The sequence below is a fragment of the Spirosoma litoris genome (assembly GCF_054776755.1).
The window spans coordinates 69,853-91,981 of record NZ_BAAHBI010000071.1 but is presented as its reverse complement, the minus strand read 5'-3'; the positions used below and the strand labels follow the sequence as shown (position 1 = coordinate 91,981).

At 46.8% G+C, this 22,129-nt stretch carries 17 protein-coding genes; 10 read left to right on the top strand and 7 right to left on the bottom strand.

What is annotated here, in order from left to right:
* Positions 1–112 precede the first annotated feature (112 nt).
* The 3 genes from ACYVGR_RS34140 to mnmC2 form a co-directional block, all read right to left on the bottom strand.
* Positions 113–2,134, bottom strand: coding sequence for a M13 family metallopeptidase (locus tag ACYVGR_RS34140; RefSeq protein ID WP_460964868.1), 2,022 nt, complete (start codon positions 2,132–2,134; stop codon positions 113–115).
* 110 nt (positions 2,135–2,244) lie between these two features.
* Positions 2,245–2,835 carry a thioredoxin family protein gene (locus ACYVGR_RS34135; RefSeq protein WP_460964866.1) on the bottom strand — a complete coding sequence of 197 codons (591 nt, stop codon included), beginning with the start codon at positions 2,833–2,835 and terminating at the stop codon, positions 2,245–2,247.
* 83 nt (positions 2,836–2,918) lie between these two features.
* Positions 2,919–3,590, bottom strand: coding sequence for a tRNA (5-methylaminomethyl-2-thiouridine)(34)-methyltransferase MnmC2 (mnmC2, locus tag ACYVGR_RS34130; protein WP_460964864.1), 672 nt, complete (start codon positions 3,588–3,590; stop codon positions 2,919–2,921).
* Positions 3,591–3,706: 116 nt separating this feature from the next.
* Here mnmC2 and ACYVGR_RS34125 point away from each other — a divergent pair, with 116 nt between their 5' ends.
* The 7 genes from ACYVGR_RS34125 (at position 3,707) to ACYVGR_RS34095 (ending at position 15,369) form a co-directional block, all read left to right on the top strand.
* Positions 3,707–4,180 (top strand): DUF4293 domain-containing protein, encoded by a 474-nt coding sequence (locus tag ACYVGR_RS34125; RefSeq protein ID WP_460964862.1) that lies wholly within the window; start codon positions 3,707–3,709, stop codon positions 4,178–4,180.
* 183 nt (positions 4,181–4,363) lie between these two features.
* Positions 4,364–6,871 (top strand): zinc-dependent metalloprotease, encoded by a 2,508-nt coding sequence (locus ACYVGR_RS34120; RefSeq protein WP_460964860.1) that lies wholly within the window; start codon positions 4,364–4,366, stop codon positions 6,869–6,871.
* Positions 6,872–7,179: 308 nt separating this feature from the next.
* Entirely contained in the window at positions 7,180–7,809 is a 630-nt protein-coding gene (locus ACYVGR_RS34115) for a TetR/AcrR family transcriptional regulator (RefSeq protein ID WP_460964858.1), read from the top strand.
* A 42-nt stretch (positions 7,810–7,851) separates the two neighbouring features.
* Positions 7,852–9,210, top strand: coding sequence for a TolC family protein (locus ACYVGR_RS34110; protein WP_460964857.1), 1,359 nt, complete (start codon positions 7,852–7,854; stop codon positions 9,208–9,210).
* Between the two features lie 9 nt (positions 9,211–9,219).
* On the top strand, positions 9,220–10,323 hold the full coding sequence (locus tag ACYVGR_RS34105; protein WP_460964855.1) for an efflux RND transporter periplasmic adaptor subunit: 1,104 nt from the start codon (positions 9,220–9,222) through the stop codon (positions 10,321–10,323).
* A gap of 196 nt (positions 10,324–10,519) precedes the next feature.
* Complete coding sequence (locus ACYVGR_RS34100; protein ID WP_460964853.1) at positions 10,520–13,669, top strand: efflux RND transporter permease subunit; 3,150 nt, start codon at positions 10,520–10,522, stop codon at positions 13,667–13,669.
* Positions 13,670–13,914: 245 nt separating this feature from the next.
* A complete protein-coding gene (locus ACYVGR_RS34095) occupies positions 13,915–15,369 on the top strand; it encodes a hypothetical protein (protein WP_460964851.1) in 1,455 nt (484 codons plus the stop codon).
* A gap of 76 nt (positions 15,370–15,445) precedes the next feature.
* On the opposite strand, the gene ACYVGR_RS34090 is transcribed toward ACYVGR_RS34095, so the two are convergent.
* From ACYVGR_RS34090 to mdh, 4 genes are all read right to left on the bottom strand, one after another.
* Positions 15,446–16,702: a Na+/H+ antiporter gene (locus ACYVGR_RS34090; protein WP_460964850.1), complete on the bottom strand. Its 1,257-nt coding sequence runs from the start codon at positions 16,700–16,702 to the stop codon at positions 15,446–15,448.
* A gap of 181 nt (positions 16,703–16,883) precedes the next feature.
* The gene (locus ACYVGR_RS34085) at positions 16,884–17,633 is read right to left on the bottom strand and encodes an SDR family NAD(P)-dependent oxidoreductase (protein WP_460964849.1); all 750 of its coding nucleotides are present in this window, start codon (positions 17,631–17,633) and stop codon (positions 16,884–16,886) included.
* 50 nt (positions 17,634–17,683) lie between these two features.
* A complete protein-coding gene (locus ACYVGR_RS34080) occupies positions 17,684–18,280 on the bottom strand; it encodes a TetR/AcrR family transcriptional regulator (RefSeq protein ID WP_460964847.1) in 597 nt (198 codons plus the stop codon).
* A 159-nt stretch (positions 18,281–18,439) separates the two neighbouring features.
* Positions 18,440–19,381 (bottom strand): malate dehydrogenase, encoded by a 942-nt coding sequence (mdh, locus tag ACYVGR_RS34075; protein ID WP_460964846.1) that lies wholly within the window; start codon positions 19,379–19,381, stop codon positions 18,440–18,442.
* A 187-nt stretch (positions 19,382–19,568) separates the two neighbouring features.
* Here mdh and ACYVGR_RS34070 point away from each other — a divergent pair, with 187 nt between their 5' ends.
* The 3 genes from ACYVGR_RS34070 (at position 19,569) to gatA (ending at position 22,049) form a co-directional block, all read left to right on the top strand.
* Entirely contained in the window at positions 19,569–20,030 is a 462-nt protein-coding gene (locus ACYVGR_RS34070) for a YkvA family protein (RefSeq protein ID WP_460964844.1), read from the top strand.
* Positions 20,031–20,230: 200 nt separating this feature from the next.
* Complete coding sequence (locus ACYVGR_RS34065) at positions 20,231–20,434, top strand: Sec-independent protein translocase subunit TatA/TatB (RefSeq protein WP_157590364.1); 204 nt, start codon at positions 20,231–20,233, stop codon at positions 20,432–20,434.
* Positions 20,435–20,624: 190 nt separating this feature from the next.
* Entirely contained in the window at positions 20,625–22,049 is a 1,425-nt protein-coding gene (gatA, locus tag ACYVGR_RS34060) for an Asp-tRNA(Asn)/Glu-tRNA(Gln) amidotransferase subunit GatA (RefSeq protein ID WP_460964842.1), read from the top strand.
* Positions 22,050–22,129: the final 80 nt, after the last annotated feature.

The window sequence follows — 22,129 nt, the reverse complement described above, 5'->3', positions numbered from 1 at the left end:
GTATTTACAGACTGAAACGCATCGAAAGTTAAGGAAACTATGCATCCATTCTTACACGCAAAAGCCGCACATAACGATTTAGGTGCGGCTTTATACTACCCGAAGAATTTTTTTACCAGACTCGTATCCGTTGGTCTTTTGGCTTAAATAATTTGTCGCCGGCTTGAATATTGAATGCCTGATACCAGGCATCGATATTTGACAATGGGCCATTGACTCGATAAATATCCGGGGCATGTGGGTCAGTCAGGATGCGCTGGGCCGTCGATTCTGGAAGCTGATTGCTACGCCACACTTGCGCCCAGGATAGAAAAAAACGCTGGTCAGGGGTGAATCCGTCAATCAGGCTTTTCTTGCCACTGGATTTGCCTTGTGGCGTTTTTTTGAAGGCATCGTACGCAATGGCCAAGCCACCCAGATCAGCGAGATTTTCGCCGAGGGTCAGTTGCCCATTGACTTTGATGGAATCGAGGACTTTAAAACCAAAAAACTGATCACGTACTTTATCGGCTCGTTCTTTGAACTTGGCAGCATCGTCTTTAGTCCACCAATCACGCAACGTGCCATCGGCATCATATTGTCGCCCCGAATCATCGAAGCCGTGTGTCATTTCGTGCCCAATTACGGCCCCGATCCCTCCATAATTTACGGCATCATCGGCATTAAAATCGAAGAAAGGGAACTGTAGAATGGCGGCTGGGAACGAAATGTCATTATTGACCGGGCTATATTGTGCGTTTACGGTTGGTGGTGTCATACCCCATTCCGTGCGATCAACGGGTTTACCTAACCGGTTAATCATGTGATTGTACGACCATTTGCTTGCCGATTTCACGTTACCGTAGAAATCAGTCCGGTCAATGATTACCCCCTCGTAGCTTTTCCATTTGTCGGGATAGCCAATTTTTCGTTTGAAAGCCAATAGTTTCGCGAGCGCTTTTTTCTTGGTGCCTTCACTCATCCAGTCAAGATTTTTGATATGCTCCTGAAAAGATGCTTCTAGGTTGTTGACCAACGCTAGCATTCGTTGCTTGGCCTCTGGCTTGAAGTACTTTTCTACATAAAGCTGTCCTAATAAATCGCTTAGTGTGCCATCAATCAACATACTGACTCGCTGCCAGCGAGGTGTTTGTTCTTTTTGGCCAGACAGGACTTTTGAGAAGGCAAAATTCTGTTTAACGAAAGCATCGCTCAGATAGGGAGCAGCGCCTTTGATGATATTCCAGCGCATGTAGGTTCGCCAATCTTCAATAGGAGTGATGGACACAAGACTATCCAACGAACGGAAAAAAGCTGGACTTTGCACCAAAACAGTATCTTGTCCTTTTGCACCATATTTTGTGAGCTGATCGATCCAGTTAATGCCCGGTGTTTGCTGCCTGAAACTGGCAACAGTCATCTTGTTATAGGTTTTATAGGGGTCGCGCATGTCAACACGCGGCATTTGAGCCTTTGCCAGCGCTGTTTCAACGCGCATAATTATTTCGGCGTCCTGCGATGCCTGCGTTGGCTCCTCGCCAATCAGGGTAAATAGTTGAGTCAGATTGTCGAGGTAGGCGTTCCGGATTTTCTGACTACGAGCATCATTTTTCAAGTAGTAATCACGGTCGGGAAGGGTGGTGCCTCCTTGGCTGAACTGAGGTAAGTATTTATTTACATTTTTTCGATCGGTTACTACGCCGAATCCGAATAACATCCCGTTACTTTGGGTGCGTTGATAGGCAAGTTCATCGAAGAAAGTGGCCTTATTATTGACTTTGTCAACCCTAGCCAGATCGGCTTTAATAGGATCAAAGCCACGTTTCTCAATGGTAATACTATCCATGCCACTCAGGTAGTAATCGCCTACCATTTGATATAGACGCCCTTTTGTAGCGGTTTTGGTGGCCTCTTCGAGTAATGACTTCATGGCATCAAGACTCTTTTCACGAAGTTCATTGAAGCTTCCCCAGGAAGTTTTGGAGGCTGGAACTGCGTTTTTGCGGAGCCAATTCCCATTGGCATACTGGTAGAAATTGTCGCCTGGTTTCACGGATAAATCCATGTTTTGGGGGTCGATGAATTTAGGAGGGCTAGCTGCCAGAAAACCGATAGCTACAACCACTGCAAAAAGAAAAACCACGCGTTTTGTCATGTAAGCGCCAATTGAAGTTAAGAAAGGCTACAAAAATAAGTAACGCGGGTGGAAACCTGCGCTTGTGAAGTATTACAAGCGCAGGTTTCCACCCGCGTTACAAAAATCAACTATTTACTAGCTGTCAGGGCACCTTGAAATTCTTTATAAGTGCCTGTTTTATACTGGTCAAACGGTTCTTTCTGATGGTAGTTTTTGCCGAAATAGGTAATAATCTGGTGGAAGGTACGTGGCTCCAGATAACCCGCTATAGGCTGAATCAGATTGAATTTCTCATCTAAAAACACCGTTGTTGGATAACTCATCTGATTTTTCAGCATGGCAGCCGCTAACTCATGAACCCCCCTGCTTCCTCCGCTTACGTATTTAAATGTCTGCTTGCCCAGGGTTACATCAGCGGTTTGCTCGGCATTGAATCGAACGGGGTAAAAATTCTCGTTAACGTAATCGACAATACCTGGTTTCGAGAAGGTTTCGCGATCCATTACTTTACACCAACCACACCAATCGGTATACACATCGACCACGAATTTCTTAGGCTTCTTTTGGGTTAATGCATAGGCTTGCTCAATAGTTAGCCATTTAATGTGCTTACCTTCATCGGCAGGTTTGCTGATAAGCCGCTCGGTGGGTAGCGTTGTTCGAAAAGCGCTGATCGTCAGCAAAACGAAGCCAGCAAAGAATAGAATCAGACGGTTCATACAAGTGATGTGTTGTTTGGATTAATAACGTTCAGGAAGTTATAAAATTCGTCAAAGCCTGTTTTTTTAACCGCAAAGTCAGTTCAATTCAGTTTTACCGCTCTTAAAATATCACGTTTGTGGGGTGGACCAGGGTGTTTTTCAACGATCAGGCCAGCCTCTCTCATATTTCGTTGTACGTAACTCTTTGAACAATATGTGGTCAACATACCATTGGGTAGCAATAAATGAGCCAGTTGTGCAAAGATTTCGGGCTCCCATAGCTCAGGCTGGGCGCTGGGTGCAAACGCATCGTAATAAATTAGATGAAAGCGCTCGGGCGTCTGCCAATCCTGCAGGCGATTTTCGATCTTGGTTAGCGTAAAATAAGGGCTGATTTCGACGGATTCATTCCAGGGCGATTCGTGTAATCTGGTCAGATAGTCAGTAGCTAAGAGGGTATCGAAGTTCAATTGTTGCGCATCTTCCGTTGACATTGGATAAGCCTCAATAGCCGTATAATGCACGCGTCTTTGACTGATATTGGCCTCATGGGCGGTCAGTAAGGCGTTTAGACCCGTTCCGAAACCCATTTCAAAAATGTGTAATTCTTCACCAGGGAATTTTTCGAAGGCTTCTAATAACCCCAGTTCAATATAAACCCGTTGTGATTCTTGGTAAGCGCCATGAATCGAATGGTATGTTTTGTCGAGGGCTTGGTTTATGGCTGTATGCGAACCATCTGCCGTTACAATCAGACGAACGTCTGCCTTCATAAGCTATCAGTTTTTGGGCTATTTTTGCCGTAGATTAACGACTGGTGGATAGTGTACAACGAATAATTTACGGCTACCATTATCCATTAATCACTCTACATTATCCATTAAAAACAATGATTCAACGCATTCAAACAGTGTTTTTGTTTCTTATTGCGGTCGCAATGGGTATTGCGCTCTCTAATCCAATTTGGGAAAAAGTAGGATTAAAATCGCCAGAGATGGCTCATTTGACCGCTCTTCAATACACACACCAGGAAGGAATTACGACCTATGCCGATACCATTTGGTATTTGGCGCTATTAATTGCTTTGGTTGGCCTAGTTTCGCTTTATGCGATTTTTCAATACCGTAACCGACTGACTCAAACAGCCTTATGTGCTGTGAATGCACTTATGCTCACGGCCATTATGGGTATTATTCTTTATCGGACGCTCTATGCCGGGAAAGCTTATGGTAACCCTGCCGATCAGGGTACATTTCTGTTTGGTTTTTACGCCATCATTGCAGCCCTCGTTTTCAATGCATTAGCAAACCGATTCATCCGTCGGGATGAAAAACTGGTGCGCGGCTCCGACCGAATTCGGTAAGATAAAGTAATTTTTTTCGACAGGATTACAGGATTTAACAGGATTTTAGTCCATAGATAGCCTGTAATCCTGTCGAAAAAAAGAAGGCATAATTGGTGTCGACTAAACTTGTCCTGCCCTCATTTCAGTTGAGTAAGCGTTTTTGCCGTAACTTGAGCAGCAACTACAACCTCTGCTCAAAAAATGCAAAAACGCTTATTTACACTTCTTTACTTACTAACAGCTACACGCTTACTGGTTGCCCAAGCCCCCACTAGCGCCAGTTCATCGGCCAGCATTGCTACGTTTACAGCTGGTATGGAGCGAAATCCCGGTTTTCTGACCTATTACTGGGATGCTAAAAAAGGCAAAATCTGGCTCGAAATTGACAAATTCGATACCGAACTGTTGTTTTACCCAACGCTGGCACAGGGTGTTGGTTCCAATGATATTGGGCTCGACCGGGGTCGTTTAGGTCAGGAACACATTGTGAAATTCCAGCGCAGTGGGAATAAGGTTCTGATGATTGAACCCAATTATTCCTACCGGGCTATCAGTAATGACCTGCTCGAACGTCGGGCCGTTGAAGAATCATTTGCCAAATCTGTTCATGCTGGCTTCGATGTTGCTGCGGAGGAAGGGGACGGTCCGACGGGTCGGAAAGTGCTGGTTGATCTCACTCCCTTTCTGATGCAGGATTTGGTTGGGGCAGTGCAAGCCATTACCCGAACCCGACAGGGAGCGTTCAAATTTGATCCAGCACGTAGTGCCATGTATTTGCCTCGAACAAAGGCTTTTCCACAAAATACCGAGTTCGAGACGATTATTACGTTGACGGGCGATAATCCGGGCGCTTATTTACGTGAAGTTGTGCCAACGCCTACGGCAATTACGATTCACCAGCATTATTCATTCGTACAATTACCTGATGCTGGCTACAAACCCCGCGTGTTCGATCCGCGTATCGGATACGGTGGTATTGAGTATTTTGACTACGCAACACCGGTTAGCCAGCCCATTATGAAACGCTACATTTCGCGGCACCGACTGGAGAAAAAAGATCCGTCGGCGGCTGTCAGCGAAGCCGTTAAGCCCATTATTTATTACATAGATCCCGGCACGCCAGAACCAATTCGGTCAGCGCTGATGGAAGGTACGGCCTGGTGGAATCAGGCATTTGAAGCGGCTGGTTATAAAAACGCGTTTCAGGTAAAATTGCTTCCGGCGGATGCCGACCCGATGGACGTTCGTTATAATCTGGTGCAATGGGTTCACCGGTCTACGCGTGGCTGGTCGTATGGCGGGAGCATTAGTGATCCGCGTACGGGCGAGATTATTAAAGGAAAAGTTACGCTTGGTTCACTGCGAGTTCGTCAGGATTATCTGATTGCGCAGGGCTTGGTGGGTGATTATTCAGGGGCTACTGCGCCTGCTTCGGACCCGATGATGCAAATGTCGATTGAACGGTTGCGACAATTGGCTGCACATGAAGTTGGTCATACACTTGGTTTGCCGCACAACTATATCGCCAGTACGCAAGGTGGAGGTATGTTCGGGCGGGCGTCTGTTATGGATTATCCGACTATGGTGGCCAAAATAAAAGGTGCCAGCATTGATCTATCAGATGCGTATGCGAAAAACATCGGTGAGTACGACAAATGGAGTATTCGCTATGGATACGAGCAGTTTCCGGCTGGTACAGATGAAAAACAGGCGTTGGACAAGATTGTAAACGATATGCACAAGACAGGCCTGACATTTTTGACCGATAAAGACGCCCGTCCCGAAGGTTCCGTCCACCCAGCTACACACTTATGGGATAATGGCAACAATGCCGTTGATGAGTTAAAACGGGTATCGGATGTTCGACGGATGGCGCTGAGTAATTTCTCCGAGAAGAAAATACCGGTTGGCACGCCAATGGCAACGCTCGAAGAAGTGCTGGTACCTATGTATATGTTCCATCGTTATCAGGTAGAAGCAGCGTCGAAAGTAGTGGGTGGACAAACCTACACGAATGCGCTTCGGGGTGATGGACAACCCGTTGTATCGACAGTGCCTGTGCAGGAGCAAAAACGGGCGTTAGATGCTTTGCTGGCGACAATCGATCCGGCTTTCCTGGCGGTTCCCAAATCGATACTGGCTCTCATTCCGCCACATCCATTCCGGTATGATCCTAATCCTCGGGAGGTGTTCAAACGCAGGACAGGCTTATCGTTCGATCCAATGGCAGCGCCCGAAGCTGCGGCTGGCATGACACTTCAGATGTTGATGAATAGTGAACGTGTTAGTCGGTTGGTTGCACAATCGGCTGTCGATCCCACTCAGCTGAGCCTTGAATCGATGTTTGATCAACTGTTGGGAGCTACGTGGTATAAAGCAGAGCCAACGGATAGTTATCAGGCCGAAGTAAAACGGTTGACCGACAAGTTAGTGCTGCAAAAACTGATTGATCTGGCTAATAATCAAGAAGGTACCTCACAGGTCCGGGCGGTGGCTTTGCTGAAAATTAGCCAGCTAAGAACGAAACTTGCTGCTCCAGCAACAAATCCGAAAGTAGCGGCTCATCGGCTGTTTGCGCTTGATCAAATTCGGCGGTCAGAGGGTAACGTGGCTGATGTAAAACCAACTAATGCTCAATTGCCTCCCGATGGAATGCCGATTGATACCGGCCAGGATTGGTTGGCTCCAGCCTGCGACTGGGAATTCTAGCTGTCCGGGAAGAGTGTGAGGTCAGGTTCTTCAAACCTGACCCGCGAGGTTTCTCAAAACCTCGTGCAGCCTATAGACGAGGTTTTGAGAAACCTCTTAGTGTCGGTTTTAAGAAATCGACACCACGGTATACTGACTGTAGTTAATTGCTAATAAATAGTATTTTACATAGAAAGGCCATTGCATCATAAGGGTGTAATGGCCTTTTGTGCGTTAAAATCAACCGTTTATACAATTTTTAACAAAAATCGAATTTGACGAAACAAATAAAATCTACCTTTGTTAGATAATTTGAAAGTTGTTAGATAATGAGTGTTATAGATCGTAGAACTCGGCAAAAGGCAGAAGTCCGACAGCGTATTTTAGACGCGGCCCGGCAGATTGCCCGTGAGAAAGACTGGAATGCCGTGACCATTCGGAGTATAGCCGAAGCCATCGATTATACGCCCCCGATTGTGTATGAACACTTCCAGAATAAAGAGGATGTCCTTCTTAACATCGTAAAAGAGGGGCATGTTGAAAATCGAAGGGTATTTGATGAGATTCTGGCCATGGAATTGAGTGCCGAAGAGAAAATTGTTCGGCTGTCGATGGTACAGTGGACGTTTGCCCATGAACGGCCAGAAGTATATCGATTGACACATAATCCTGAGCGTATGGAACAGCAACGGGATATGATGCGTGAAGGAATGGAGGATGCCAAACAAAAAATTGAAGGACTGTTTCGTGAGGTTAGTCCTGACTCAGAAAATTTGGGTGAGCTAATTTTTAACTGGTTCTGCTTAATGCAAGGCTATATTAATTTGATTACGAGTATTCGGCCTGAGCAGGGAGCCAAAATGCTTGAACGGGTACAGGACCCTAAAATGATCGCGCTTTTTAAGGACCCAACCACACTATTTGAACGAGCTATTCGCCGATTTATAAAAAGCCTATAAATCCATTTTGACTTCACTTAGATTTTATAAACAATGAAAAGCATGAAGCATACTACGCTAATGCTACTGACGCTGAGCCTACTAGCCAGTTGGGCCAGCGCACAAAATACGTCGTCGGGAGGCTACACCCTGGCGCAATGCGTTGAGTACGCGCGGGTCAATAATCCGAACATAAAAATTGCTCGTGTGAATGAGCAAATATCAGTTGCCCAAACGCAGCAGGTTATCGGGCGGAATCTCCCGCAGGTTTCTGTATCGGGTTCGTTGCTGGATAACGTTAAGATTCCAGTCAATTTATTCCCCGGCGATTTTTTTGGTGCTCCAGGCACTTTTGTTCCTCTAAAGCTCGGTACACAATACAATACAACACTGACGGGGCGAGTTGATCAAAAACTTTTTGACCCTTCGTTCGGACTAGCCTTGAAAGCTGCTAAAATTTCGACTCAGGTACAAGCACAGGCTACACTCCAGGCCGAACAGACGCAGGCGTATAATATTGCACGAGCTTATTACCAGACGTTGGTCATTGATTTACAAAAACGGCTGACTATCCGGGATCTGACTTCGTCGGATACGCTGTTACGGCAAGAACAAGTTCGTCTGAAAAACGGAACCACGCGCGAGATCGACTTTGGCCGTATTCAATTGAATCGCAACAACCTACAATCGCAACTGGAGCAGGCAAATCGAAATTACGAACAGGCCATTAACCAACTGAAATATCAGATGGGGATGCCGCTTGCCGAAACGCTCACGCTTCAACCGCTGGAGGTTGAGAAAGAATTGCAGGTAAATGAATTGCCAACAGCAGACAGCCATTTTGTTGAAAACCGCCCTGATTTTAAACAGTTAGTCTTAAATACGGAATTACAGGATTTAAATCGGCAGTCGAATAACCGGGGTTATTATCCATCTTTAGGGTTATATGGTACGTATGGTACTAATGCCCAACGACAGGATTTTAATTTTTTCAACGGTGGTTTGCCTTGGTTCCAAAGCTCAACAATCGGCCTGACTCTCTCCTGGACGCCCTTCGATGGTAATCAACGGAAATACCGGGATCGCGAAAATCGATTGAACCTAGAATCTCTCAGGCTGCAACAAATTCTGGCCCGCGAATCGGCGCAGTTGAATTTGAGCAATGCCCAGGTAAGCTATCAGAATCTGGTGACCGACATTCAGCGCGAACGGGACAATATCACGCTGGCTCGTAAAATTCTGACAGTTACCGAACTGGAATATAAGGAAGGCATTGCGACATCGGTAACGCTCATCGATGCCAAAGACGCACTGACTACGGCTCAAAACAACTTAGCCAATAAACTTATCAGTCTGTACCAATCTCGACTTGATTACGAAAATTCACAGGGAACCATACTTCAATACGTCACTCAAAAATAAACAGTTACCATGAAACGAATACTTATAATTGGAGCGGTAGCTGGTCTGATCGCGCTGATTGCCTTCCGATTAATTAATAACAAAAAGGATATTGATGCCGCAAAAACGTCGTCGACGCAGTTCCAGACAACGCCGGTTGTAGATGTACAGCCCGTTGCCTACGAACGCATCGATCAGAACCTGTCACTGTTGGGAACGATAGCTGCTCAGAACGAAGGCGACATCATCGCCGAAACACGGGGAAAGCTCCAGAATTTTAAACTGGTGCTCGGTACGTTTGTGAAAAAAGGGCAGCAGGTGGGTTATGTGCAGGACCCCGTGCAAGGCGTTGTTGTTGAAAACAATGAGACGGCTGTGGCTAATGCCAAACGCGAAATGGAACGTTATGAGCGCTTGTTACAAGGGGGAGCCGTAACGCAGGAAACCTACCAGAAATACAAGGATCAGTATGCAACGGCTCTTTTGAATTCAAAACAACAGCAGCGCGTGTTGGGTAATGGTGCTGTGATTGCGCCGATCAGTGGGTATGTATACGACAAAAAAGTGGAGAATGGCGAATATGTAGCCATTGGCGCTGTGCTCGCGTCGGTTATTAATTTGCAGGATTTGAAATTGGTTGTCAACGTGCCCGAACAGGCTGTTTATCAGCTTAAATTGGGTGACAAAGCATCCGTTACGGCACAGGCATTTCCGGGCGTAACGTTCTCGGGGTTTGTACATTACATCAGCCCCAAAGGCGATGATTTGCATAACTATCCGGTTGAAATTTACCTGACCAACAACAGTAAGAACCAACTGAAGGCAGGTACGCTGGCCAATGCAAACTTTACCTTTAAGCAGGGAATCAATGGACTGTTTATACCGCGTCGAGCTTTGGTTGGCGGGGCTGATAGTGCCAGTGTGTATGTCGTGCAGAACAATATAGCTCGTTTGCGCAAAATCCGACTCGGGTACGATAGTGGCGACCAATATCAGGTGCTTGAGGGCCTTAAACAAGGTGAGCCAATCGTTGTAAACGGTCAGCTTAACCTGACCAATGGCGCTAAAGTGACAGTTAACCAGAGTAACGCAGCACAGGGGAAAACGGATACGTCGGTAGCGGTCAATCCTTAATCATTAGTTTGTGGGTTGCAGTTGAAGCTGCTTAAACTTTTGTTTTACTAGCGTTTCTGTCATCCCGACGCAGGAGGGATCTTCGGTAGAGCCGAATACCATCCATTTACTGAAGATCCCTCCTGCGTCGGGATGACAGAAACACACCGATTACAGCTTCAACTACAAACTTCAAACTACAAACTTCAAACTAAAAATGTCAGTAACTGAAGTAGCCATTAAACGCCCGACGCTGGTTGTAGTGGCTTTCACGATCCTGGGTATTTTGGGCTTTATCTCGTATAAAAGCCTGAACTATACCCTATTGCCGAAATTCGATGCGCCCGTCGTGACTGTAATCACGACTTATCCGGGAGCGGCTGCGGGGGAGGTTGAAAACTCCGTGACGCGGAAGCTGGAAGATGCGGTGTCGTCACTCGAAAACCTGAAAAACATCAGCTCGACCAGTCAGGAAGGGCTTTCGATTATTCAGATTGAATTGTCGGCGAGTGCCGACGCGAATCAGTCGTTGCAGGATGCCCAGCGGAAAGTCAACGCAGTGCTCTCGCAACTACCTGATGAAGTAGAATCGCCGACACTGCAAAAATTCTCGACCGACGATGTGCCTGTTATTCGGATGGGTGTTCGGGGAAATCTGGAAGCAACCAAACTTTACGATCTGGTTGACGATCAGATTCGTACGCAACTGACGAAAGTTGACGGGGTAGGGCAGGTAACACTAACGGGCGGACGTCAGCGCGAAATCAAGATTGGGGTTGATCCAAACAAGCTCAAACTCTACAATCTTTCGTTGTCGCAGGTAACGCAGGCTGTAAATTCGGCTAACCTCGATTACCCGACGGGACGAATTGAAACCGATCAGGCACAATACGCCATTCGTTTGGCTGGTAAGTTCACCGACATCAACCAGATTCGGAACGCTGCTCTGGTCACATCGGCCAATGGAACGAACGTTGTATTGAGTGATGTGGCAACGGTAACCGATGGCGTTGCCGATGCGACGACCATCAACCGGATTAACGGTCGCGAATCCATCGGTATTTCGATTCAGAAACAGACCGATGCCAACGCGGTAGAAATTAGCCAGCAGGTGAAAGCTATTCTGGGTGGTATCGAAAAGCAGTACGCCAACATTGGCCTGAAATTCGAAATCACCAGCGACTCATCGACCTACACACTGGCCTCTGCCGAAGGGGTTATTTTCGACCTTGAGTTTGCCGTTGTGCTCGTGGCCCTGGTGATGTTGTTGTTCCTGCACAGTATTCGGAACGCCTTCATCGTCATGGTATCGGTACCGGCTTCGATTATTTCGGTTTTCGTGCCGATGTACCTGTTGGGCTTTACGCTGAACCTGATGACGCTGATGGCCTTGTCGCTGGTCGTTGGTATCCTGGTCGATGACTCGATTGTGGTCCTGGAAAACATCTACCGGCACCTCGAAATGGGTAAAGACCGACGAACGGCTTCGCTCGACGGACGGAACGAAATTGGCTTTACCGCGCTGGCTATTACGATGGTCGACGTGGTGGTGTTCCTGCCGCTGGTATTTGTACAGGGCCTGATTGCGAACATCATTCGGGAGTTCTCGCTGGTTGTTGTGTTCTCAACGCTCATGTCGCTGGCGGTGTCGTTTACCATTACACCGTTGCTGGCTTCGCGTTTTGCGAAAGAAACAGACCTCAACGGCCCTGGTCTTGGCAAGCGATTCCTGAAATGGTTTGAAGGGCAATTCGATTCGTTGAAACATGGGTATGCCCGCTTGCTGACCTGGGGGCTGCACCACAAACGTTGGGTGTTCATCACCGCGATTGTCCTTCTGATTGGCTCCTTTGGCTTAGTGGCCGGTGGTTTCATCGGTACCACGTTCTTCCCGCAAAGTGACCAGGGCGAATTCATTGTTCAGATCGAAGGCGAACCGTTCAATAGTCTAGCCGAAACAAACCGGATTTGTCAGAAGATCGAAAAGCAATTGATGAGTAACCCGTTGGTTACGAAAGTGAACAGCAACGTTGGGTATTCGAGTGCTGCCTCGGGCGGTGGATTGGGTTCTACACCTTATCACAAAGCGGAGATTACGGTAACCATTTTACCGAAACAGCAACGGACTATTTCAATCGAAAAGTTTGCCGCTCAGACAAAGGCCGAGATCATGAAAACGCCTGGGCTGAACGTCAAATCGGCACCGCTGGCCATTACAGGTGGCGCCAATGCCGCGCCGATTCAGATTTTATTGCAGGGTAATTCGCAGCAGGATTTAGAGAAAGCAGCGGCTGTTGTGAAGCAGATTGTGAAATCGGTGAGTGGAACAACCGACGTTGAGTTAGGGGTAGATGATCCTAAACCAGAACTTAAAGTAAACCTCGATCGTCGTCAAATGGCCCAATATGGGGTTTCGGTGGCTAACGTTGGGGCGACTTTACAAACTGCCTTTTCAGGAAACACCGACAGTAAATACCGGATTGGTAGCCGCGACTACGACATTCGGGTTGAACTCAACAAGTTTAATCGCCAGAGCAAAGATGACGTTGGTAACCTGACAGTGCCCGATGCAAGAGGAAAACTGATTGAGATTCGGCAGATTGCCGATCTGAGTCTGGGTACGGGTGCCACGCAGTTGACTCGTTACAACCGAGTTGGTTCGTTGTTCGTGAATGCCAACGTAGTGGGTCGCCCAACGGGTACGGTTGGTACAGAGATCGACAATATTCTGAAAACGAAGCAACTACCCGGTGGCGTAACCTATAAACTGAAAGGGGATCTGGAACGACAGTCGGATGCGTTTAGCAGCCTGGGTATTGCGTTAGGTCTGGCTATCACGTTTGTGTACCTGCTGATGGTGGCGTTGTATAATTCATACTTCCGGCCGTTTGTGGTTCTGTTCTCTATTCCGATGGCTATTATCGGGGCATTCCTCGCACTGGCACTAGCCGAACAGGCAATCTCGTTCTTCGTTATGCTGGGGATGATTATGCTGATCGGTCTGGTGGCCAAGAATGCTATCCTGCTGGTTGACTTTGCCAATGCCCAGAAAGAAGAAGGAAAGAATACCATTGATGCGCTCGTGGAAGCGGGTCGCGAACGGATTCGCCCAATTCTGATGACGACTATTGCCATGGCGATTGGTCTGTTACCGATGGCGCTAGCCACGGGTGACGGTTCGGAGTCGAAAAACGGGTTAGCCTGGGTAATAATCGGCGGTCTGATTAGCTCGCTTTTGCTGACGCTGGTTCTGGTGCCAACGGTTTATTTAACCTTCGAAAACATCTTTAACGCTACTCGGCGTGTGTACGGTCGGCTGACCGGGAAAAAAGAAAATCCCGTATCGGCCAAGCCTGCGAAAGTTTAGTTGAGGTAAAATTAACTTGTGGAAAAAGCCGCCTATGTAGAAAATAGACGGCTTTTTTTATGCCCTATACCTCTAGCATAACGCGAGTTATAAATAATTAGCCCTCTTAGGATGCCTTTAGGTATCGTATGTTTATCCACAAACTACATTAACCTATAATAGTGGTTTTAATCTGAATTTAATCTATCTGCTATTTTCATGCAATTACAATCCTAGTTTTGCGTCGATTCCAAACTAGTAGCCGAATGAATAGAAGTCTGATAACTGGCTGGGTAGGTGCTTTATTGATGAGTAGTCAACTGCTATTTGCTCAACAACCCGTGACACCTCGTGCCGATACAACTAAACCTTCAACAGCAGTCATCGGTAATGAGCCAATTTCTCCTAAACCAGCCCCGGAGAAGAATGAATTGAAATATAACCTCAATGCATCGGGAACGCATTTTTTCAAGGCCACTTTTCTAAATCAGGCCTGGCTGCAATGGAATCAGAGTAACCCCGGATCAACCGTTGTGGGCGTTCCGAAAGATAATACGTTTTCCATTGGTTTGCGCCGGACGCGTATACAGTTATTTGGTCAAATCAGCGATCACTTATTTCTGTACTTCCAGTTCGGGATGAATAATTTCAATTACCTGAATGGTGGATTTAATCAAACCGCTTCGTCGCAACGGAAAGTACAGGCGTTCTTTCACGATGCGCTGGCTGAATATCTGGTGTTTAAGAATAAAAACTACCTGAATATTGGCGCTGGTCTAACTATTATAAATGGATTGTCGCGGTTCAGCGCGCCCAGCGTGGCAACGATTATGAGTCTGGACGTACCCATCTTTGCACAAGCCACCACCGATCAAACCGACGAGTTTACCCGCAAGCTGAGCGTGTATGCCCGCGGTCAGGTTGGCCACCTCGATTATCGTGTAGCGGTTAGTGACCCATTCCCGATTCAAACCAATGGAGCTGCGTTACCAACCTACGGGCCTAATTCTATTTTTGCGTTGAAGGGCCACGAGAAGCAATTTCAGGGCTTCTTCATGTGGCAATTCTTCGATAAAGAAGCGCATCAGGCACCTGGTTACAACACGGGTACTTATCTGGGCGCTAAGAAAATTTTTAATCTGGAAGCTGGATTTATCACTCAGAAGAATGCCATGGTACGCGTACCTGTAGCGGGCGATACCGTTTATCAAGCATTGAATCTGTGGTCAATTGCATCGTTTCTGGACATGCCGTTGAATAAGGGAAAAGGAACCGCCATTAACGCTTACCTTGGCTATTTCCACACGGATTACGGTGACAACTATTTACGGTTTAACGGCGCCATGAATCCGGCCAGCGACATTCCCGCGTCCCAACGTCCCGGTGGTCTAGGTGGTACTCAGGGCAACTCTTTCCCAATGTTCGGTACGGGTAATGTTGTTTATGGTCAGTTTGGCTATCTACTGAAACGGGATCTATTTGGGGCTGGCAACGGTACGCTCATGCCCTATGTGCAGGCTCAAATCGCGAACTACCAACGTGTGGCCAGCACACTCGGGGTTTACAACATCGGCATAAACTACCTGATCAAAGGCCACAACGGAAAGCTTACCCTCGATTACCAGAACCGACCTTATTATGCCCCATCGTCTAGCACATCCCAACTTTCGGCGAGTGGTCGTCGTGGGCAGTTAATTCTGCAATACCAGATTTTTATTTAGGAGGAGCTGATAGAATGGCGGGTCAGCTTTGACGCTAGTTAAACTCTTTAGTTTAGTAGCACCAGTTGCTTATCATTTATTTACTGGTCGGGTTAACGCCCAACCGTTTTACGAGCATAGGCAAACTCAGTCCCTGCGCCACCAGAGTAATCAGCACCGTCATCACCGAAATGAAAATGATTACGTCTCGTTGTGGAAATGCGTGACCATCCGTTAAGGTGACGGGTAGGGCAATGGCAGTGGCCAACGAAACAATACCGCGCATGCCCGACCAGCTAATGATCAGGCAGTTTTTCCAGTCCAGTTGCGCATCTTCGAACCGACTGTCCTGCGTTTTTCGGAACGCACGGTCTATGTTAATCTTTTGCAAAAATACCCTGGCCATTCGGATAATCAGCGCGACAAGGCAAATGATAAAACTGTAGCTAATCAGCGGCAAAAGCTCCTGACGATCAATGTTTTCGAGTACATACGGGAATTCAAGGCCAATAAGCACAAAGACTAGCCCATTCAGGATGAACACAATTATTTCCCAGATGGCTTTAGATTGGGCTTTTGTGCCGTCCGGGAAGAGTTTTTTGGCAAACTGTGAGATCGTTAACCCCAATGTCACAACGGCAATAACGCCCGACACATGAAATTCTTCCGCTACTGAATAGGCCACAAATGGCATCAATAAGGTGAAGCTAATAGCCACTAATTTATTGTTGGGAAGCCGTTCCAGGAGGAATCCCATTACTCGGCCTAGCGCTGCCCCAACCAGAAAACCACCTGCAATGAGCAGTAAAAACTGTAAGCCAGCCTTCCAGAATACGAATGAACTGCCCGCAACGGCAGCCACCGACAGGCGATAGGCAATCAGGCCGGAAGCATCATTAATCAGGCTTTCACCTTCTAAAATGGTCAGCGTTTTGTGTGATAGGCCTAAGCCTTTAGTAATGCTCATAGCGGCTACAGCATCCGTAGCCGACAGAATCGCGCCTAATACAAACGCCAGTGGCCAGGTCATGCCTGGAATCAGGAAGTAGGCTGTAATAGCGATTCCGCTCGCGGTTAGAAAGACCAGCGCAAAGGCTAATGACGAAATCGTGTTGATGTTCTTTTTGAATTCCCGCCAGGAAATATTAAAGGCGGCATCGTACAGCATTGGTGGTAGAAAAAGCAGAAAGACTATGTCGGGGTCAAGCTCGATTTTGGGCATTCCCGGAATGAATCCGATGGCAATACCCGCCGTTACCAGGAGTATAGGATAGGGTAAACGAATCTTATCGGCTACTGCCGACAGGCCGATCATAACCGCCAGCAGAAATAGAATAATACTGTAATTCTCCATAAAATGCTTATTTCTTTCCGGCAGGATTTACAGGATGAACAAGATTTTATGAATTCGAAGAAATCCTGCTCATCCTGTAAATCCTGTCAAAACAGCCTCTCTATCTTTACTAAAACAAGCTTATCCCGGATGGTTCAGGAACTGCCACTGATTAGTGATTTTTAAGCGGGATTAGTTCTCTCTAAATCTGCCCTAATCCACCATCCACCAGCAAATCGCTGCCGGTCATATAAGATGAATTGTCAGAAGCCAGGAACGCCACTGCCTTCGCTACTTCATCGGCTTGTCCCCAGCGGTGCATAGGTACTGTAGCCTCTACGTAGTTGTTAATCATGCGTTCCATTTCGGGGGTGTCCTGTTTGGTAAGAGGTGTCTGAATAGTTCCAGGACTGACGGTGTTCACCCGTACGTTTTTAGCCAAAACATCTTCATCCATAGCCAATGTGCGGCCCAGACTTCGAATAGCGGCCTTTGTCATGGAATAAAGCGGATCGCCGGGACGACCTTTGCTGTGGGCGACGGAGCTTGTAAAAATAACCGAAGCGTGTTGAGTCAGGAGAGGAAAAGCCTTGGTGAACAAAAAGAATACACCTTTCACATTGATAGCCATAATCTCGTTGAAAAAACGTTCGTCGGTCTCCAGAATCGGTGGGCACTCAGACATGCCTGCGTTCGCAAACAGTATATCGATACGACCGAATGTCTCTTTGGCTTTTGCTACTATGGCGTCAATATCAGCCAGATATGAAGCATCTGCACAGATAGTCATGACGTTGTGGCCAATTTCAGTTGCGGCTGCTTTCAGTTTTCCTTCGTCGCGCCCGACAATGGCCACGTGAGCGCCTTCCTGCGCCATCAACTTAGCCGTTGCTAACCCAATTCCACTGCTGCCACCCGTAATTAAAGCGACTTTATCGTTTAAAGTATTCATAATAGCATTTTTAATAAAACCGACCGTTTGGTTTGTTTGTGGGCAAAAAATTAAGCTTTTAACGTCGCATATAGACCATCCCAAAGCGATTGAAGCTCCTGCCTCACTCTCGGAAGTCCTTCCGTCATAATATAATTGATTCCGACACCGTCGCTCAGATAAATAAACAGTTTAGCAATCTGATCATCGGTCATAGCTGATTGAATTTCTCCTTTACTACGAGCCTGGGTCACAACCGTTGTCCAACTGGCTAACTCTTCCTGCTGATGCTCTACCTGTTTCTGTTTGAAAGCAGGTAGCATCCGAATAGCGTCGAAGAGTAGGTAGTAATGGTTAATGCTGAAAGCCGCATCGGTACCGCTAAAGAATGAACCTTCATTTCTCCGGTCTATATGCGCCAATATGGCCTGGTAGAAGCCGAGCAATGATTCGGTAGGAAGCCGACTAAAATCTTCATGCATGTATTCCCGAAAGAAGTGATTGATTACCTCGGTGAAAACCTGCTCCTTGCTGGTGAAATAGTGATAGAAAGCACCTTTGGAAAGCCCGGTATGCTCTACAATCTCCTTCATCGTAACTTCCTTATAGCTTTTCTGTAAAAATAGCTTTAGTGAAGTAGTTAAAATATGTTCTCTCGATTCATTCATCTAAAAACCGACCGTTTGGTATGCAAACGTAGAGACAAGATTTGGACGATGCAACTAATGGGGTTGAAAAATGAATGAAATCTTATTGACAAGGTAATATTGAATTGAAAAAGCCTGCCAATTTGCAAATCAGCAGGCTTTTTCTACTATGTACCTCAATTACACACCGATATTCAGCGTACTCAGCACACCATTCATATTCCGAACGGCATCGGCCGATTTGTTGAACGCAGCTTGCTCTTCGTCGGTTAGTTTGTAATCGATGATTTCTTCCCAACCATTTTTACCTAAAACAACGGGTACGCCCAGGCAAATATCCGACTGGCCATATTCGCCTTCGAGCAATACGCAGGAAGGAATCACACGCTTCTGATCGCGGAGGATGCTCTCGACCATGTAAGCACCGGCTGCACCTGGCGCATACCAGGCCGATGTTCCAATTAAACCTGTCAACGTAGCACCGCCCACCATGGTGTCGGCAGCTACTTTTTTCAGGGTTTCTTCATCCAGAAAGTTGCTGACAGGTACGCCAGCTTTAGTTGCCAGACGGGTTAACGGAATCATGGTTGTATCGCCGTGGCCACCGATAACCGAAGCTTGCAGATCATTCGGTGAGCAGTTTAGAGCCAGGGACAGATACGTTTTGAAACGAGCTGAATCCAAGGCACCTCCCAGACCGATCACCCGATTTTTGGGCAAACCCGACGATTTCAACGCCAGATAGGTCATCGTATCCATTGGGTTCGAAATGATAATGAAAATCGCGTCGGGAGAGTATTTCAGAATATTTTCTGTAACGCCTTTTACGATACCAGCATTAATACCGATGAGATCTTCACGGGTCATACCGGGTTTACGGGGGAGGCCCGAGGTAATAACAACAACATCCGACCCTGCTGTTTTGGCATAATCGTTGGTAGAACCTACCAGCTTAATGTCGCAATCAAGCAGCGTCGATGCCTGGAGCATATCGAGAGATTTACCCTCACTAATACCTTCTTTAATATCGAGAAGAACAACTTCGTGGGCAAGCTCCCGACGAACAATGTTGTCGGCGCAGGTGGCTCCAACGGCTCCGGCACCTACTACGGTAACTTTCATACTGTATTCGGAATTAAAGGGTTAACAAACGATCGCAAAAGTACGTCCCACGGTCAAGACAAACCAATAGCGGTCGTAATAAAACTTCTGGTTCAGTTCGAGCGTTTATAGTACGAACAAAAGTTGTTAAATACATACCACCCTTTACTTTGTTAGACTGGCCCTCGCCGGAATAACAAATCAGTCAATGAAAAACAGTAGTCTTATATCCAGGATTCTATCCTCCATTTTCTTTAAGCGGGCTAGCGATGGAGCTGCTCGTTACGCTCGTAATACACGAAGTTTGTATGACCTGATCCGGGAAGCTATTGACAAGAGCGGTGGTTTATCGGGGGCCAATTTTGCCGCCTTTCGGGAGCAATTAGGAATTGTTACCCGTTTGTTGAAAGCTTATGCATCGGGCGAATACCGACAATTACCCTGGAAGACTCTCCTTCGAATGATTGCCGTGCTCATCTATTTCGTATCGCCCATTGATATTTTGCCCGATTTCCTGCCGATTGTGGGCTTGACAGATGATATTGCGCTCATGTTTTGGCTCTTCAATGGAATTAAAGAAGACATTGATAAGTTTCGGGAGTGGGAATACACGGCGACCAATCCACGGCAGGAGTCATCCCGTCCGGTTGAGACTATTAAAATAGGGTGAGTATAAAGTTTCAAGTTCAACGTTTAAGGTTTAATGTTTCCTGTATGATTAGGTGAACGTTTAACCACTTGAATAAAACTTGAAACATTAAACTTGAAACGTGAAACCAAATTGAGCCTTCGCGCGTAAGTTTCACTACGATTTAATAGATTGTACGAGAGAGTTTTGTTAATTTTGCATACATTCAAATTCCAGAAATCATGGTATTGGCAAGCATTTTTGCAATTATGGGTTTGGGCGGTCAGGAAATGATCTTTATTTTCCTGGCATTGCTCCTGTTGTTCGGCGCTAAAAAAATTCCCGAACTCGCACGGGGACTCGGCAAAGGCATCAAAGAATTCAAAGACGCTACCAAAGACGTTCGCGAGAATATCGAAGAAGGTCTGAAAGAGTCGGAGAAATAAGTTAAGTCATGTTGTATGGCAGCAGACAATCAGGCGGTACCAGTCAGGAACCGTCTGATTGTCTGTTTTTATTAGTTTAAGATTTAGAGTTTAATGTTTCAAGTTTAAGGTTCCATGTTCAATAACCTGTAGCATGAAACCTTGAACTTGAAACACGGAACTCTAAACAGATTCCCGTAAATTGTTTTCTGTGACTCCCTATCGTAGCTTCTCCTCTGTTCAAGCCGATCTCAACAATGGCACCGTTACCTGCCGTCAATTGGTAGAGCAATACCTCGTCCGTATTGATGAGTACCAAAACCTCAATGTATTTACCGAAGTATATGCCGACGAGGCCCTTCAGCAAGCAGATGCGGTCGACCAAAAACTAGCAGCTGGCCAGGCAGGTCGGTTAGCTGGAATGGTCATCGGTATAAAAGACATTCTCAATTACACCGGGCACGGCGTTCGGGCCGGAAGCCGAATTCTAGATAATTTTACGGCTCAATTTACTGCCACAGCCGTTCAACGTTTGCTGGACGAAGATGTAATTATCATTGGTCGGCAAAACTGCGATGAGTTTGCAATGGGCTCGTCCAATGAGAATTCTGCCTTTGGCCCGGTTCGTAATGCCGCCGATCCTAGTCGCGTACCCGGTGGGTCGAGTGGTGGTTCGGCAGTAGCTGTACAGGCTGGTCTTTGTTTAGCCAGTATTGGTTCCGATACAGGTGGATCGGTTCGTCAACCTGCCGCTTTTTGTGGTGTTGTGGGGCTGAAACCAACCTACGGGCGTGTCAGCCGTTGGGGGCTAATTGCGTACGCATCCTCCTTCGATTGCATCGGACCGATTGCCAACAACGCCGAAGATGCCGCTCTGCTACTCGAAATAATGGCCGGGCCTGATGACTTCGATAGTACGGTATCGAGCGAATCAGTTTCAGCTTACGCACAGGCAACACTCCCTGACCGCCCTTTACGTATTGCCTACCTGCGCGATGGTGTTGAGAGTGCTGGGATTGACGAGAGCATTCGGAACGCTACCCAGCGTAAAATCGACGAATTAAGAGCTGCGGGGCACGTAGTAGAACCTGTTGATATTTCCCTTTTAACATATCTCCTGCCGACTTACTATATTCTGACCACTGCCGAAGCGTCGTCGAACCTATCGCGTTTCGATGGGGTACGGTATGGATACAGAAGTGCATCGACCGATACATCAGGAATCGACCTTTTGACGTTGTACAAAAAAAGCCGTACAGAAGGGTTTGGTGCCGAAGTGCGTCGGCGGATTTTACTCGGCACGTTTGCGTTGAGTGCCAGCTATTACGATGCCTATTATACCAAAGCCCAGCAGGTTCGGCGGTTGATCCGTCAGGAAACGGAGCGGTTGTTTGAGCAATATGACTTTTTGCTTTCGCCTACAACGCCTACACCGGCGTTTAAATTGGGCGAAAAAACCGATGATCCATTGCAAATGTACCTTGCCGATATTTTTACGGTGCAGGCAAACGTAGTGGGTTATCCGGCCATATCGATCCCAAACGGTACCGATGCTGAAGGATTACCGATTGGTTTGCAACTAATGGCCCCACCTTTTGAAGAAGGGAAATTAGTGGCATTGGCAAAGACTTTGTAAGATAGATTAGATGTAGGATGTATAATATAGGAGATATGACGCATGCTACGATAAAAATACATCATATATAATACATAATA